Below are 13,483 nucleotides of genomic sequence, written 5' to 3'. Positions count from 1 at the left end.
CCTTTGTCAGGCGCGGTCAGCGGGGCTGCCGGGCATCAGGTCATAGGGGTGTTTCCAACCCGGCAGGCCCTCTATATTCGAGAGCCACCGGTCGATTTCGGGCCAGTCCTCGCGATCAAAGCCGAAAGGTTCCGGGTAGAAGAGGTAGCCGCAGCAGCTCAGATCGGCATTGGTGGGTGCCGCGCCCACGATCCAGTCGCGGCCACTCAGATGCGCGTCGAGGGCGCTATAGGCCGCCTTGAGCCGGCCCTGCATGAAGCCGATCACCTCTTGGGGGCGCCTCTCTTCGGGCAGGAAGTTCATGAGGAACCGCGTCATCCCCGCCTGCGAGCTGAGCTTGTGATTGTCCCAGAACATCCAGCGCATCACCTCGCGCGCCTCCTGCGGCGTCGCGCCGCCGAATTTGCCAGTCTTTTCCGTTATGTACATCTGTATAACGCCCGATTGCGTCAAGGTGGTGTCCCCGTCAACCAGCACCGGCACCTCGCCCATCACGTTGATTTCACGGAAATCCTCGCCGCGCGTCTCGCCGCCAAAGAAATCGACGAAGACCGGTTCCCAGTTGAGGCCGGAAAGCTCCAGCGCCAGCGCCGCCTTGTAGGCGTTGCCGCTCTCGCCGAAGCAGTGGAGTTTGATGGTCATGGCGTGGCTCCCTGTGGGGGTGTTGGACTTGGATATTTTTCGCAAGATGAAGTTTGGAGTTGTTCATCATTGATTAGCGTTGATGCGGCTTGATGGTCTCGCGTTACAGGATGGGAAGCCGATGGACGTGCAAGGTGAAGCCCTGTCGCAGCGCCTGATGCCAATTGGCCCGCGCGCGCGACAGGGTGGACCTCTGCCCTTTCATCTTGCCCCAAATATCCCCGCCGGAGGCATCCGCCCCCGGCCATATGCACCGCGGCCCAGACCATCACAGCGCCCTCGCGATCAGGTCCTTCATGATCTCGTTTGTACCGCCATAGATGCGCTGCACGCGGGCATCGGCCCACATCTCGGCGATGTCGTATTCCTGCATATAGCCATAGCCGCCATGCAGTTGTAGGCACTCGTCAAGCACTTCACCCTGCGCATCCGTCAGCCAGTATTTCGCCATCGCGGCCTTTTTCACGCTCAACTCCCCGCGCAGGTGCTCGGCAATGCATTCATCCATGAAGGCGCGGCACACGGCGGTTTTCGTCTGGCATTCGGCCAGTTTGAAGCGGGTGTTCTGGAATTGCAGGATCGGGCCGCCGAAGGCCTGGCGCTCCTTGCAATATGAAATCGTACGCTCCACTGCGCCTTCCATCGCACCTTGCGCGCCGCAGGCGATGATCAGGCGTTCCTGCGGCAGTTGCTCCATCATCTGGTAGAAGCCGCGCCCCTCTTCCTGCCCGAGGACGTTCTCGGGCGGTATTTCCACGTTGTCGAAGAACAACTCGGATGTGTCGCCCGCGTGCAACCCCACCTTTTCGAGGTTGCGCCCCCGCGCGAAACCTGTGGCGCCTTCGGTCTCGACCACGACAAGCGAGATGCCCTTTGCGCCCTCCTTCGGGTCGGTCTTGGCCGCAACGATGATCAGGTCGGCGTGCTGGCCATTGGTGATGAAGGTCTTTTGTCCCGAAAGGCGGTAAGCGTTGCCGTCGCGCACGGCGCGGGTCTTGATACCTTGCACATCCGATCCGGCGGCGGGCTCGGTCATGGCGAGGGCACCGACCATCTCGCCCGAGACCATTTTCGGCAGCCATGTCTTCTTCTGCTCCTCGGAGCCGTAGGCGAGGATGTAATGCGCGACGATGCCGGAATGGATCGGGTTGCCCCAACTTGCGAGGTTGGCGCGGCTCTGTTCGAGGCAGATCGCCGCCTCATGCCCAAAATCGCCGCCCGCGCCGCCGTATTCCTCGGGGATCGAGGGGCAGAGCAGGCCCAGCTCACCCGCCTGCTGCCAGGTCTCGCGATCCATGATCCCCGCCTTGCGCCAGCGCTCGTAATGCGGGCGCCATTCATCATTGATGAATTTCGCCGTCATCTCGCCGAGCATCCGGTGCTCGTCCGTCATCCATGTCATCGCCGGGCCTCCCTTCCCCTGGCGTCAGCGTTTGCGCGCCTCAAGCTCCGAATTGAATATGCGCAGCCGGTGCGCGAACGTGTCCTCGTCGATCACGCTGTCGAAATTCTCGAAGAGGAAGGACAGCGCTTCGCCCTCGTCCAGCCCCGCCTCGGCCGCGAATTTTCGTAACCGGCGATAGCCGTCCTCGGTCATCGCCGCGTTGAAGCGGCGGGTGAGGCGAAAGCGTTTCGGCATCTGTCCCTCCTCCCTGTAGGGTGGGTGCCACCCCACCCCGTTGTCAGAACGCCTCGGCGTCAAGCTCCATCACCGGCTCCGCACCGCTCTCGATGCGCGCCAGGTGCAGCGCGGTCGCGGGCAGGCGGCGCTTCATGTAGAAGCGGCCCATGGCCAGCTTGGTGCGGTAGAACGCCTCATCGGACGCACCAGCATCCAGTGCCGCATGCGCCGCCTTGGCCATTCGCGCCCACATCAGCCCGAGGCAGACATGGCCAAAAAGGTGCATGAAATCATATGATCCGGCCAGCGCCGCGTTGGGGTTCTTCACGCCGTTTTGCATGAAGAACATCGCCGAAGCCTGAAGGTCCTTTGACGCCGCCTTGAGCGGGTCGAGGAACTCCTTTTTCAGAGCCTCGTCGCCCTCGTTCTCCTTGAGGAACCCCTTGACCATGTCAAAGAAGGCCATGACGTGCTTGCCGCTATCGGAGGTCAGCTTGCGCCCGACCAAGTCGAGCGCCTGCACGCCATTGGCCCCCTCGTAGATCATTGCGATGCGGGCGTCGCGGGTGAATTGCGACATGCCCCATTCCTCGATATAGCCGTGCCCGCCATAGACCTGCTGTGCCAGCACGGTCATGTCGTAGCCCTCGTCGGTCAGGAACCCCTTGATGACGGGCGTCATCAGAGAAATGAGCCCCTCGGCAGCCTCGTCCTCGCCGCGATGCGAGCGGTCGATGAGTTCCGCGCCCCAGAGCATGAAGGCGCGCGCGCCCTCGATGAAGCTCTTCTGGTCCATCAGCGAGCGGCGGATATCAGGATGCACGATCAGCGGGTCGGCGGGCCCATCGGGATTTTCCGCGCCGGTCACCGCACGGCCCTGAAGACGGTCCTTGGCATAGGCGAGCGCGTTCTGGTAGGCGACCTCTGCCTGCGCGAGCCCCTGCATGCCGACACCGATGCGGGCCTCGTTCATCATGGTGAACATGGCGCGCATGCCCTTGTGTTTCTCGCCCAGCAAATAGCCCGTCGCGCCGTCATAGTTCATCACGCAGGTGGAATTGCCGTGAATCCCCATCTTTTCCTCGATCTTGCCGCAGGAAACGCCGTTGCGGTCGCCGAGGCTGCCATCCTCGTTCACGAGGAACTTGGGCACGATGAAGAGCGACACGCCCTTGATCCCCTCGGGCCCGCCGGGGATCTTGGCCAGCACCAGGTGGATGATGTTGTCGGCCATGTCATGCTCGCCCGACGAGATGAAGATCTTCTGCCCCGTCACCTTGTAGCTGCCATCTTCCTGCGGTTCGGCCTTGGTGCGCATCATGCCCAGATCGGTGCCGCAATGCGGCTCGGTCAGGTTCATCGTGCCGGTCCAGTCGCAACTGGCCATTTTCGGCAGGTAGGTGGTCTTTTGCTGGTCCGAGCCATGCGCGAGGATCGCCGAGGCCGCGCCGTGGGTGAGGCCGTGATACATGGTGAAGGCCTGGTTGGCGGCCGAAAACATCTCGCCCACCGCCGTTCCGAGGATATAGGGCATGTTCTGCCCGCCATATTCCTCGGGCAGGTCGAGCGCGGGCCAGCCGCCCTCGCGCACCTGGTCGAAGGCCGCCTTGAAGCCCTTGGGCGTCCGCACGACGCCGTTTTCCAGCACGCATCCCTCGGCATCACCGACCGGGTTTAGCGGCGCGAGCACCTCGGAGGAAATCTTGCCCGCCTCTTCCAGCACCGCGCTGGTGAAGTCGGGCTCAAGCTCGGCATAACCCGGAATGTCCTGCTGCGACACGTTCAGCACGTCATGCAGGATGAACTGCATGTCGCGGGTGGGTGCGGTGTAGCTTGGCATCTGGTTGTCTCTCCCAAGAAGTAATGGCCGGGCCGGTGTTACTCGGCGGCGTCGCGGTTGTCCTTTAGCGAGGCAAGCATCCGCTCGCCCCATGTCATCTGTTCGCGCAGCTCGGCGATTGCGGTGTCGAGCTCGGCGCGCTGGCGTTCCATGTCGGCAAGCCGCTCGCGCGCGACCTCGTAGGCGGCGGCGATCTGCGTGTATTGCTGATCGCCCCGGTCGTAGAGATCGAGCAACTGGCGCATATCCTCGAGGCTGAAGCCAAAGCGCTTGCCCCGCAGGATGAGCTTGAGCCGGGCACGGTCGCGCCGGGTAAAGAACCGCCGCTGGCCCTGCCGGACAGGCGACAGCAGCTCCTTGGATTCGTAGAATCGCAGGGTGCGAGGCGTTACGTCGAACGCGTCGCACATCTGCCGGATTGTCATTACGTCATCGGTCATGGCGGGCCTCTTGCGCATCGTCTGCCGACAATCTGCGCCTCTGGCCCCACCGTTACAACAGGCGTGCCGCTTTACGTAACTGCTACGTCACGTCACTTTTGGGTTGACGTAAGATCAAGCAAGGTCAATCGCGCAGCCAGGTAATTTTCTTAGCCACGCATTACCCGAGGCTGGCCGCGGTCTCGTCGCGCAGCGCCGTGAGTTCGTCCATCGCCTCGTCGATCTGGCGGCGCTGTTCCGCCAGCTCGGCAAGCTGGCGGTCGGCCAGCTCGATCCACTGGCGCATCTGAGGCTCGGTGCCTTCCTTTTCGTAGATGAGCAGCCATTGCCGGATTTCCTCGAGCGCAAAGCCGAATTTCCGGCCGCGCAGGATCAGCGTCATGCGCGCGCATTCGCGCGGCCCATACCAGCGCGCGCGCCCCTCGCGCTCGGGCTGCAACAGCTCGATATACTCGTAATAGCGCAGGGTGCGCGGCGTCACGTCGAACTTCGCGCACATTTCCTTGAAGGACAGCCGCGTCTCCGCCATGTGGTCGCTCCCCCGTTCCAGGCCCCGAGCTTATGCCTGTCACGCGCGGCGTCAATGCCGTCGTCAGTTGAGAAAGCCCGGCGCCAAGAAGAAAAAGCCATAGGCTACGATAAGCGCCGGCACCGCGGAATAGGCCGTCGCCAGAACCGCCGCGCGCGGGTCGATCGCGATGGCCGGGAACAGCGCGTCTCCGTCGTTGGAGATGGCGTTGCCCATGAGCGCAGAGAACGGGATCAGCCCGTTGATGTAGAGCGTCGTCACCAACACCTGCGGCCCGCAACCGGGCACAAATCCGATGAGCACACCGATCAGCGGCAAGAGCGGCGCGACCGTGGCAAACATGGTCTCGAGGTCGAGCCCGCCAAAGGCGGCGAGGTATTCATAGGCCAGGTAGGCACCGATCACCCAGACAGAGATGAACGAGGTTTCCTCTGCCATGCGCGTGACCGGCGCGTCGCCGCTGTTGGTCATGGCCGTCAGCGACGAGGTGGCCCAAATGGCAAGGCCGACGGCGGTGCCGGTAAGCCCCACGGTCGCGACCATGCGGTCGCCGAAGACGGCACCGATCTCGGCCCCGGTGAGTTGCGTGACGCCCATGACCAGCCCTGGCACCGCGACCGCCAGGAACGCCAGATCGCGGCGCCGAAGCCGTCCGATGAGGGGGACGAGATCGCCGGTTTCCGCGCGGCGCGCGGTGATCGGGGCGAGCCGCAGCCCATCGATGAGCCAGCCCGACACGATCCCCACTGCAAAGGATAGCGGCAGGACCACCGCGGCGACCTCGGGCCGCGTCGCGATCAGCAGGAAGGCCGCGTCGCCCATCGTCGCGGTCAGGGTCGCGACCACCGCGCCGAAAGTCACATGCCCGGAACTGTAGGCGGCAACCACGACGACCGCCCCACCGCAGCCCGGCGTCGCCCCCATCAGCGCGGCCAGCGGCACCTGCGCCCCGCGCGCCGTACTCAGCACCGTACCGATGTTGAACCGAAAGATCCGCTCGGACCCGTAGAACAGCAGCAGGGTCGCGGCGACGAAGGCCGAGACCTGCACATAGGCGTCTACCATCATCTCGCGCGTGACCGTGCCGAACGCGCCCGGCATCAGCGCGAACGCCAGAAGCATCAGCGCCACGAGCAGTCGCCCCGGACGCAGCGGCTGTCCGAACCGGGGCGTGGTGGTAGTGGTGGCGCCGCAGGCGGTGCTGTCCATGCTCATCCCGGGACCCTTTTGTTGCGAATAATTATCAATTGCGGAAATAGGGGGTTGAAGCGGCCCCGTCAAGATCGAATAACGTGGCCCACGGTCCGATGCGGCCTGCACCACCGCGGAGAGTCGAGATGAGCGATACCAATCCGGTCCGCGACTTCATGGAGGCCCTGCCGCACGCGCGCGCGCTGGGCATGCGCCTGATCACGATGGGCCGGGGCACGGCGCGGATCGAGATGGATTACGACGTGCGCCTCGTCGGCGACCCGGAGACGGGGGTGATTCATGGCGGCGCGGTCTCGGCGCTGATGGACACCTGCTGTGGGGCGGCGGCGATGAGTCATCCTGCCTCGCCCGGCGGCACTGCCACCATTGATCTGCGCATCGACTACATGCGCCCTGCCGTGCCGGGGCAGGCGATCCGCGCCGAGGCGGAATGCTATCACGTCACCCGCTCCGTGGCCTTCGTGCGCGCCCGCGCGATGGATGACGACGCGGACCGCCCCGTGGCCACCGCCACAGGCACCTTTACCGTGGAGGGCGCGTGATGGCGCGGCCCCAACCCGAACCGGTGCAGGTGGTCAAGCAGCGCCGCGACGCCGCGCTCAAGGCGCTGGTGGACGGCGTGCCTTATATCCGCTTCCTCGGCGTCGAATTCGAACGGCGCGGGGACGAACTGACCGCGGTCATGCCGTTCGACGAAAAGCTCATCGGCAACCCGCTCCTGCCCGCCCTGCATGGCGGGGCGACGGCGGCGTTTCTCGAGATCACGGCAATCATCGGGCTGAGCTGGTCGATGCTGTGGGAAGAGATAGAGAGCGGCGCGGTCGACCCCGAGACGCTGGCCGGTGGCCGCCTGCCGCGCCTGCCCAAGACAATAGATTTCACCGTCGACTACCTGCGTTCGGGGCTGCCGCGCGATGCCTATGCGCGCGCGCAGGTCAACCGCTCGGGGCGGCGCTATGCCAGTGTCCGAGTAGAGGCGTGGCAGGACAATCGTTCTCGCCCCATCGCGCAGGCGACGGGCCATTTCCTGATGCCGCGCCGCGATGACTGAGACCGCCTGCGCGGTCACCCATGCCCGCGTCCTGAAAATCGCCATTCCTATCGTGATCTCCAACGCCACGGTGCCGATCCTCGGCGCGGTAGATACCGGCGTGGTGGGGCAATTGGGCGAGGCGGCACCGATTGGGGCAGTTGGCCTCGGCGCCGTGATCCTGACCGCGATCTACTGGGTGTTCGGGTTTCTCAGGATGGGCACCACGGGCCTGACCAGCCAGGCGCGCGGCGCGGGACAGGCGGGCGAGGTCGCGGCGCTCTTGACGCGCGCACTGATGATCGGGCTGGCGGCGGGCACCGCGGTGATCGCGTTGCAGGGGCCGCTCTTTGCGGCCGCGTTCCTCGTCGCGCCTGCGAGTGACGAGGTAGAGGGGCTGGCGCACTCCTATATGGCAATCCGCGTCTGGTCGGCGCCTGCGATGATCGCGATCTTCGGCATGACCGGCTGGCTCATCGCGCAGGAACGCACCCGCGCGGTGCTGGCCGTTCAGGTGCTGATGAACGGCGTCAACGTGGGCCTAGACGTCTGGTTCGTGCTGGGGCTCAACTGGGGGGTCGAGGGCGTAGCGCGCGCCACGGTGATCGCCGAATGGGGCGGGCTCGCGCTGGGCCTGTGGTTCTGCCGCGATGCCTTTGGCGTGCCTGCCTGGCGCGATTGGCCGCGCGTGTTCGATCCCGCGCGGCTGCGGGTGATGGCGGCGGTCAACGGCGATATCCTGCTGCGCTCGCTGATGTTGCAGGCGATCTTCGTGTCGTTCCTGTTTCTCGGCGCGGGGTTCGGCGACGTGACGCTGGCGGCCAACCAGGTGTTGATGCAGTTTCTCAACGTAACCGCGCATGCGCTCGACGGCTTTGCCTTCGCTGCCGAGGCCATCGTCGGGCAGGCCTTTGGGGCGCGCAACCTCGGGGGGCTGCGGCGGGGCGCGGTGCTGGCGAGCCTCTGGGCCCTGCTGTTTTGTGTCGGTATTGCGTCGGTATATGCGCTGTTCGGCGGCGCGGTAATCGACCTGATGACCACCGCGCCCGGGGTGCGCGTCGAGGCGCGGGTGTTCCTGCCCTACGCGGTGGCCGCGCCGTTGCTGGGGCTCGCGCCCTTCATGCTAGACGGGGTGTTCATCGGCGCGACACGCACCGGGGACATGCGCAACATGATGGCGCTGAGCCTCGCACTCTATGTGCTGGCCGTGGCCGTTCTGGTGCCAGCCTTCGGCAATCACGGGCTGTGGGCGGCGTTGCTTTTCAGCTTCGTTGCACGCGGGGTCACGCTTTGGCAGCGCTACCCGGCGCTGGAGCGGGGTATGGGGTAGAGCTGGACCGGGTCGGACGGCGAATGGCTCGCCGCCACCTTCATAAGACCACCAGACCCATAGACAGATGGGCAGGTCACGCTCAAGACATGCCTCCGGCATGCCCGATGCGGGCGGTCAGAACAGGCTCCCCTGCCCTTTCGGCGACGCCTTGGGCTTGGACGGCTTGCGTGGCGCGGGCGCGTCGCCCACGTCCAGCTTGCCATCGGCGAACTCGATCTCCAGCGCCCGCGCCTCGGCCGCCGCGACCCGCGTCGTTACCAGCGCGCCGTCGCCGCGCACCACCGCGTAGCCGCGCGCCAGGGTCGCGCGATAGCCCAACGTCTCGCGCAGCCGGTCGAGCGCGCCAAGCCGGTCGCGGCGCGCGGCCATCTCGCGCCTGCCCGCTTCGGCGAGGCGCTGCGACAGCCGATCGAGATCGCGCCGTTTCTGCCCGGTCTCGCGCTCCAACGCGCCGGTGTTGAGCCGCGCCGCGGTGTTCGCCAGCCGCCGCCGCTCGCTCGCCACCGCGCGGCGCAGGAGGGACGGGCGCAGCGCCCCCGCCCCTTCGGACAGGCGCACCCGGCGCATCTGCACCGACGCGATGAGCGCCGCGGGCAGCCGCTCGCCCCAGGTATCGAGCCGCTGCCGCGCCCCCTCGATCAGCGTTTCGGGCCGGGGCAGCGCGCGCGCGAGGTCGCGCAGCCGCTGTTCGCGCAGCCCGACCGTCTGCCCCTGCGCATGCACAAGCCGCGCGCCCTGCCCCTCCAGCCAGGCCAGCAGGTCGCGCCGCACCGGCACGGCGAGTTCCGCCGCTGCCGTGGGCGTCGGCGCGCGCTTGTCGGAGGCGTAGTCGATGAGCGTGGTATCTGTCTCATGCCCGACGGCGGAAATCAGCGGGATCGCGCTCTCGGCCGCCGCGCGCACCACATCCTCGTCGTTGAAGCCCCACAGGTCCTCGACCGACCCGCCACCGCGCGCCACGATGATGAGGTCGGGCCGGGGCAGCGCCCCACCGGGTCCGAGCGCGTTGAAGCCGCGGATCGCGCGCGCCACCTCGGGCGCGCAGCGCTCTCCCTGCACGGCGACGGGCCAGATCAGCACCTTGCGCGGAAACCGTTCGCGCAGGCGGTGCAGGATGTCGCGGATCACCGCGCCCGAGGGCGAAGTGACCACGCCGATGACGTCCGGCAGGTAGGGAAGCGCCCGCTTGCGCCCCGCGTCGAACAGCCCCTCGGCGGCGAGCGCTTTCTTGCGCTTCTCCAGCATCGCCATCAGCGCACCCGCGCCTGCGGGCACCATCTCCTCGATCACCATCTGGTAGCGCGACTGCCCGCCGAAGGTGGTCAGCCTCCCGGTCGCCACCACCTCCATCCCCTCCTCGGGCTGCACGCCGAGGCGCGCGGCCACCCCTTTCCAGATCACGCCCGACAGCACCGAACGGTCGTCCTTGAGATCGAGATAGATATGCCCCGAGCGTGGGCGCGCGATGCGGCCCAACTCGCCGCGCACGCGGACGCGGCTGAATTCGCCTTCGATCACCCGCTTGATCGCGCCCGATATCTCGGACACGGACAGTTCCGGCAGGTTGCCGCGCGGGCCGTCATCCTCGACGAGATCGGACATGGCCATCGCCTCTTTCTTGCGCATCTTGTGTCTGGCTGCGCCCCACCCTAGAACGCGGATCACGCGAGGCCAAGGAGGTGCGGGCGATGAACATCCTCATTCTGGGCGGCGGCGGGCGCGAGCACGCGCTGGCATGGGCGGCGCTGCAGAATCCCAAATGCGACCGGCTGATCGTCGCACCGGGCAATGCCGGGATCGCGCAGATCGCCGAATGCGCGGCGCTCGACATCCTCGACGGTGGCGCAGTCGCGGGGTTCTGCGAGTCAGAGGCGGTGGATTTCGTCATCGTCGGCCCCGAGGCACCGCTTGCGGCGGGCGTGGCCGACAGGCTGCGCGAGGCGGGGATCGCCGTCTTCGGCCCCTCGCAAGAGGCCGCCCGGCTCGAGGCGTCCAAGAGCTTTACCAAGGCGATATGCGACGCGGCGGGCGCGCCGACCGCCGCCTACGCCCATTTCACCGAGGCCGAACCCGCCCGCGCCTACGTGCGCGCACAGGGCGCGCCGATCGTGGTCAAGGCGGATGGCCTTGCCGCCGGCAAGGGCGTGATCGTGGCCGAAACGCAGGCAGAGGCGCTCGCGGCGGTGGACGAGATGTTCGGCGGCGCCTTTGGTGACGCGGGGGCCGAGGTGGTGATCGAGGAATTCATGACCGGCGAGGAGGCGAGTTTCTTCGTGCTCTGCGACGGCGAGACGGCACTGCCCATCGGCACCGCGCAGGACCACAAGCGCGTCGGCGAGGGCGACACCGGCCCTAACACCGGCGGCATGGGGGCCTATTCCCCTGCCCCGGTCATGACCGACGCGGTCACGCGGCGCGCATTGGACGAGATCGTACGCCCGGTTCTGGCCGAGATGGCGCGGCGCGGCACGCCCTATAGCGGCGTGTTGTTCGTGGGGCTGATGATCGAGGCGGGCGCGCCCCGGCTGGTGGAATTCAACGTGCGTTTCGGCGACCCGGAATGCCAGGCGCTGATGATGCGGCTCGGGGGGCAGGCGCTCGACCTGATGCAGGCCACAGCGGAGGGGCGGCTGGCGGATTGCACGGTCAACTGGGCCGAGGACCATGCCATGACGGTGGTGATGGCCGCGCGCGGATATCCGGGCGACTACGACAAGGGCAGCGTCATCGGGGGGCTGGAGGACTGTCCCGAGGACAGCTTTCACCAGGTGTTTCACGCCGGGACGGCGCGAGCGGGCGGGCAATTCGTGGCGAGCGGGGGTCGCGTGCTCGCGGCGACGGCGCGCGGGGCAAGCCTGCGCGAGGCGGCAGAACGCACCTACGCGCTGGTGGACAGGATCGACTGGCCCGAGGGTTTCTGCCGCCGCGATATCGGCTGGCGGGCACTTTAGACCCAAGGCGCGGCCCCCGTGCCCCCGCGTGATGGGGCGGCGGGTTTGACTGGCCCCGAGAATTCCGCGCCCGCGCCACAATCGCGCGCGATTGTTGCCATGTCGGAGGGATATCGCTGGATCATCGAGAAACCGTATCAGGGACGGAAACGATGAGACTTGAGAGCACCAACGACATCCACGCCTTTGTCATGGACGAACGCGCCAAGGCCGTGTCCGAGCGCGAATGGCGCCACCGGCTGCGCGGCTATGGCTATGCCATCCGTGACGATGCCGAGGGGGCCTATGTCACCTCGATCCTGCGCGGCGGCGCGCTCTGCCGGCTGAACTGAGGCCCGCGCGGGGTGGAGAGACCGGGGGCGCTGCCCCCGGACCCCCCGGAGTATTTCGGCCAGGAAGAAGCCTCAGGCCACGTGGCTCTCGGCGGCGATGGCGTCGGCGAGCGCGGCTTCGAAGAGGTCGAGCCCTTCCTCGATCAGCGCGTCCGATGCGGTGAGCGGCACCATGATGCGCACCGCATTGCCATGCATGCCGCAACCGAGCAGGATCAGCCCCCGCCCGAGCGCGTGGGCGATCACCGATTTCGCCAGCGCCGCGTTGGGCTGTGCCGTGTCGAAATCGGTCACGAACTCCACCGCCAGCATCGCGCCGAGGCCGCGGATGTCCCACATCCGGTAAGGTGCCGTGCGCGCACCGATTTCCGACAGGCGGGTGCGGAAGGTCTCGCCCATCGCGGTGGCGCGGGCAAGCAGGCCCTCGCCCTCGAGCGCGTCGATGGCGGCGAGTGCGGCGGCGCAGGCCACCGGGTTGCCACCATAGGTGCCGCCGAGCCCGCCGGGCGCGACCGAATCCATCACCTCGGCGCGGCCGATCACCCCGGCCAGCGGATACCCACCCGCCATCGACTTGGCGACGGTGATGAGGTCCGGCACAACGCCGGAATGCTCGATGGCAAACCATGCCCCGGTGCGGCCAAACCCGGCCTGGATCTCGTCGGCGATGAGCAGGATGCCGTGGCGGTCGCAGATCGCACGCAGGGCGCGCAGCATCTCGAAGGGCACGGGGATGTAGCCACCCTCGCCCAGCACCGGCTCGATGATGATGGCGGCCACGCGGTCGGGCTGGGCGTCGGTGAGGAACAGCGTCTCGAGCGCGCGGAGCGCATCGTCCAGGGTGACACCGGTGCGCGCGTCGGGCATCGGCGCGCGGAAGATGTCCGCCGGGAAAGGGCCTGCGTCCTTCTTGTAGGGGGTGACCTTGCCGGTCAGGCCAAGGGTGAGGAGGGTACGGCCGTGATAGCTGCCGTTGAAGGCGATCACGCCGGGGCGACCGGTGGCAGTGCGGGCGATCTTGACCGCGTTCTCCACCGCCTCTGCGCCGGTGGTGACGAGCAGCGTCTTCTTGGGCGCGTCGCCGGGGGCAAGCGCGTTGAGCCGTTCGGCAAGCGCGACATAGGGCTCGTAGGGAACAACCTGGAAGGAGGTGTGGGTAAAGCGGTCCTCCTGCGCCTTGGCGGCGGCGATGACGGCGGGGTGACGGTGGCCGGTGTTGAGCACTGCGATGCCGCCGGCGAAGTCGATGTAGCGGCGGCCCTCGACATCCCACATCTCGGCATTCTCGGCACGGTCAGCAAAGATCGGTGCGGCAGAGGCGACGCCGCGGGCGACGGCGGCCTCGCGGCGGGCGAGCAGCGCGGCGTTGCTGGGCGTGGCGGGCGCGGTGGCGGGTGCTTCGGGCACCTTGGGCGCGGCGGATGCCTGCTTCGCGGCAGCGGGCTTGCGATTGGCCGGTTTGCGCTTGGGCTTCGGCTTGGCGGTCGTGGTCACCATGATCTGATCCGTTTCCTTGGGGCTGGGGCATGATGGGGTTATCATGCGGGCAAATG

14 protein-coding genes are annotated in these 13,483 nt (G+C 67.0%); 5 read left to right on the top strand and 9 right to left on the bottom strand.

Translation table 11 applies throughout. The features are described 5' to 3' along the window. Positions 1–6: 6 nt before the first annotated feature. The 7 genes from AC13D8_RS15340 to AC13D8_RS15310 form a co-directional block, all read right to left on the bottom strand. Positions 7–642, bottom strand: coding sequence for a glutathione S-transferase family protein (locus AC13D8_RS15340; RefSeq protein ID WP_482969546.1), 636 nt, complete (start codon positions 640–642; stop codon positions 7–9). A gap of 268 nt (positions 643–910) precedes the next feature. Next, positions 911–2,044: an acyl-CoA dehydrogenase family protein gene (locus AC13D8_RS15335; protein WP_482969545.1), complete on the bottom strand. Its 1,134-nt coding sequence runs from the start codon at positions 2,042–2,044 to the stop codon at positions 911–913. Positions 2,045–2,068: 24 nt separating this feature from the next. Continuing rightward, positions 2,069–2,281 carry a hypothetical protein gene (locus tag AC13D8_RS15330; RefSeq protein WP_104019774.1) on the bottom strand — a complete coding sequence of 71 codons (213 nt, stop codon included), beginning with the start codon at positions 2,279–2,281 and terminating at the stop codon, positions 2,069–2,071. Between the two features lie 43 nt (positions 2,282–2,324). Further along, the gene (locus AC13D8_RS15325) at positions 2,325–4,103 is read right to left on the bottom strand and encodes an acyl-CoA dehydrogenase C-terminal domain-containing protein (protein ID WP_482969544.1); all 1,779 of its coding nucleotides are present in this window, start codon (positions 4,101–4,103) and stop codon (positions 2,325–2,327) included. A 38-nt stretch (positions 4,104–4,141) separates the two neighbouring features. After that, positions 4,142–4,543: a MerR family transcriptional regulator gene (locus AC13D8_RS15320; protein WP_482969543.1), complete on the bottom strand. Its 402-nt coding sequence runs from the start codon at positions 4,541–4,543 to the stop codon at positions 4,142–4,144. Between the two features lie 160 nt (positions 4,544–4,703). After that, positions 4,704–5,072 (bottom strand): MerR family transcriptional regulator, encoded by a 369-nt coding sequence (locus AC13D8_RS15315; RefSeq protein WP_129432674.1) that lies wholly within the window; start codon positions 5,070–5,072, stop codon positions 4,704–4,706. Positions 5,073–5,135: 63 nt separating this feature from the next. Continuing rightward, on the bottom strand, positions 5,136–6,287 hold the full coding sequence (locus AC13D8_RS15310; RefSeq protein WP_482969542.1) for a putative manganese transporter: 1,152 nt from the start codon (positions 6,285–6,287) through the stop codon (positions 5,136–5,138). A gap of 122 nt (positions 6,288–6,409) precedes the next feature. Here AC13D8_RS15310 and AC13D8_RS15305 point away from each other — a divergent pair, with 122 nt between their 5' ends. The 3 genes from AC13D8_RS15305 to AC13D8_RS15295 are packed head-to-tail and all read left to right on the top strand — an operon-like array spanning position 6,410 to position 8,644. Continuing rightward, positions 6,410–6,826, top strand: coding sequence for a PaaI family thioesterase (locus tag AC13D8_RS15305; RefSeq protein WP_482969541.1), 417 nt, complete (start codon positions 6,410–6,412; stop codon positions 6,824–6,826). After that, entirely contained in the window at positions 6,826–7,335 is a 510-nt protein-coding gene (locus AC13D8_RS15300) for a PaaI family thioesterase (protein ID WP_129432671.1), read from the top strand. The genes AC13D8_RS15305 and AC13D8_RS15300 overlap by 1 nt, the downstream gene beginning before the upstream one ends. Then, positions 7,328–8,644 (top strand): MATE family efflux transporter, encoded by a 1,317-nt coding sequence (locus AC13D8_RS15295; RefSeq protein WP_482969540.1) that lies wholly within the window; start codon positions 7,328–7,330, stop codon positions 8,642–8,644. The genes AC13D8_RS15300 and AC13D8_RS15295 overlap by 8 nt, the downstream gene beginning before the upstream one ends. Before the next feature lie 117 nt (positions 8,645–8,761). Here the strand turns inward: AC13D8_RS15295 and xseA are convergent, their stop codons facing one another. Then, a complete protein-coding gene (gene xseA / locus AC13D8_RS15290; protein ID WP_482969683.1) occupies positions 8,762–10,249 on the bottom strand; it encodes an exodeoxyribonuclease VII large subunit in 1,488 nt (495 codons plus the stop codon). A gap of 86 nt (positions 10,250–10,335) precedes the next feature. Here xseA and purD point away from each other — a divergent pair, with 86 nt between their 5' ends. Beyond that, positions 10,336–11,598, top strand: coding sequence for a phosphoribosylamine--glycine ligase (gene purD / locus AC13D8_RS15285; RefSeq protein WP_482969539.1), 1,263 nt, complete (start codon positions 10,336–10,338; stop codon positions 11,596–11,598). Positions 11,599–11,750: 152 nt separating this feature from the next. Continuing rightward, the gene (locus AC13D8_RS15280) at positions 11,751–11,930 is read left to right on the top strand and encodes a hypothetical protein (protein ID WP_104019765.1); all 180 of its coding nucleotides are present in this window, start codon (positions 11,751–11,753) and stop codon (positions 11,928–11,930) included. Positions 11,931–12,002: 72 nt separating this feature from the next. Here the strand turns inward: AC13D8_RS15280 and gabT are convergent, their stop codons facing one another. Then, a complete protein-coding gene (gene gabT / locus AC13D8_RS15275) occupies positions 12,003–13,427 on the bottom strand; it encodes a 4-aminobutyrate--2-oxoglutarate transaminase (protein ID WP_482969538.1) in 1,425 nt (474 codons plus the stop codon). Between the last annotated feature and the right edge of the window lie 56 nt (positions 13,428–13,483).

It is taken from the genome of Roseovarius sp. B-10, from assembly GCF_056859295.1.
This window is presented reverse-complemented; position numbering and strand designations above follow the sequence as displayed.

Excerpts from the sequence above, each read along its gene's own strand:
- AC13D8_RS15330 (WP_104019774.1), bottom strand. The coding sequence starts at position 2,281 with ATGCCGAAACGCTTTCGCCTCACCCGCCGCTTCAACGCGGCGATGACC.
- AC13D8_RS15305 (WP_482969541.1), top strand. The coding sequence starts at position 6,410 with ATGAGCGATACCAATCCGGTCCGCGACTTCATGGAGGCCCTGCCGCAC.
- AC13D8_RS15315 (WP_129432674.1), bottom strand. The coding sequence starts at position 5,072 with ATGGCGGAGACGCGGCTGTCCTTCAAGGAAATGTGCGCGAAGTTCGAC.
- AC13D8_RS15280 (WP_104019765.1), top strand. The coding sequence starts at position 11,751 with ATGAGACTTGAGAGCACCAACGACATCCACGCCTTTGTCATGGACGAA.
- purD (WP_482969539.1), top strand. The coding sequence starts at position 10,336 with ATGAACATCCTCATTCTGGGCGGCGGCGGGCGCGAGCACGCGCTGGCA.
- AC13D8_RS15335 (WP_482969545.1), bottom strand. The coding sequence starts at position 2,044 with ATGACATGGATGACGGACGAGCACCGGATGCTCGGCGAGATGACGGCG.
- AC13D8_RS15300 (WP_129432671.1), top strand. The coding sequence starts at position 6,826 with ATGGCGCGGCCCCAACCCGAACCGGTGCAGGTGGTCAAGCAGCGCCGC.
- AC13D8_RS15340 (WP_482969546.1), bottom strand. The coding sequence starts at position 642 with ATGACCATCAAACTCCACTGCTTCGGCGAGAGCGGCAACGCCTACAAG.
- AC13D8_RS15320 (WP_482969543.1), bottom strand. The coding sequence starts at position 4,543 with ATGACCGATGACGTAATGACAATCCGGCAGATGTGCGACGCGTTCGAC.
- AC13D8_RS15310 (WP_482969542.1), bottom strand. The coding sequence starts at position 6,287 with ATGAGCATGGACAGCACCGCCTGCGGCGCCACCACTACCACCACGCCC.
- gabT (WP_482969538.1), bottom strand. The coding sequence starts at position 13,427 with ATGGTGACCACGACCGCCAAGCCGAAGCCCAAGCGCAAACCGGCCAAT.
- AC13D8_RS15295 (WP_482969540.1), top strand. The coding sequence starts at position 7,328 with ATGACTGAGACCGCCTGCGCGGTCACCCATGCCCGCGTCCTGAAAATC.
- AC13D8_RS15325 (WP_482969544.1), bottom strand. The coding sequence starts at position 4,103 with ATGCCAAGCTACACCGCACCCACCCGCGACATGCAGTTCATCCTGCAT.
- xseA (WP_482969683.1), bottom strand. The coding sequence starts at position 10,249 with ATGTCCGATCTCGTCGAGGATGACGGCCCGCGCGGCAACCTGCCGGAA.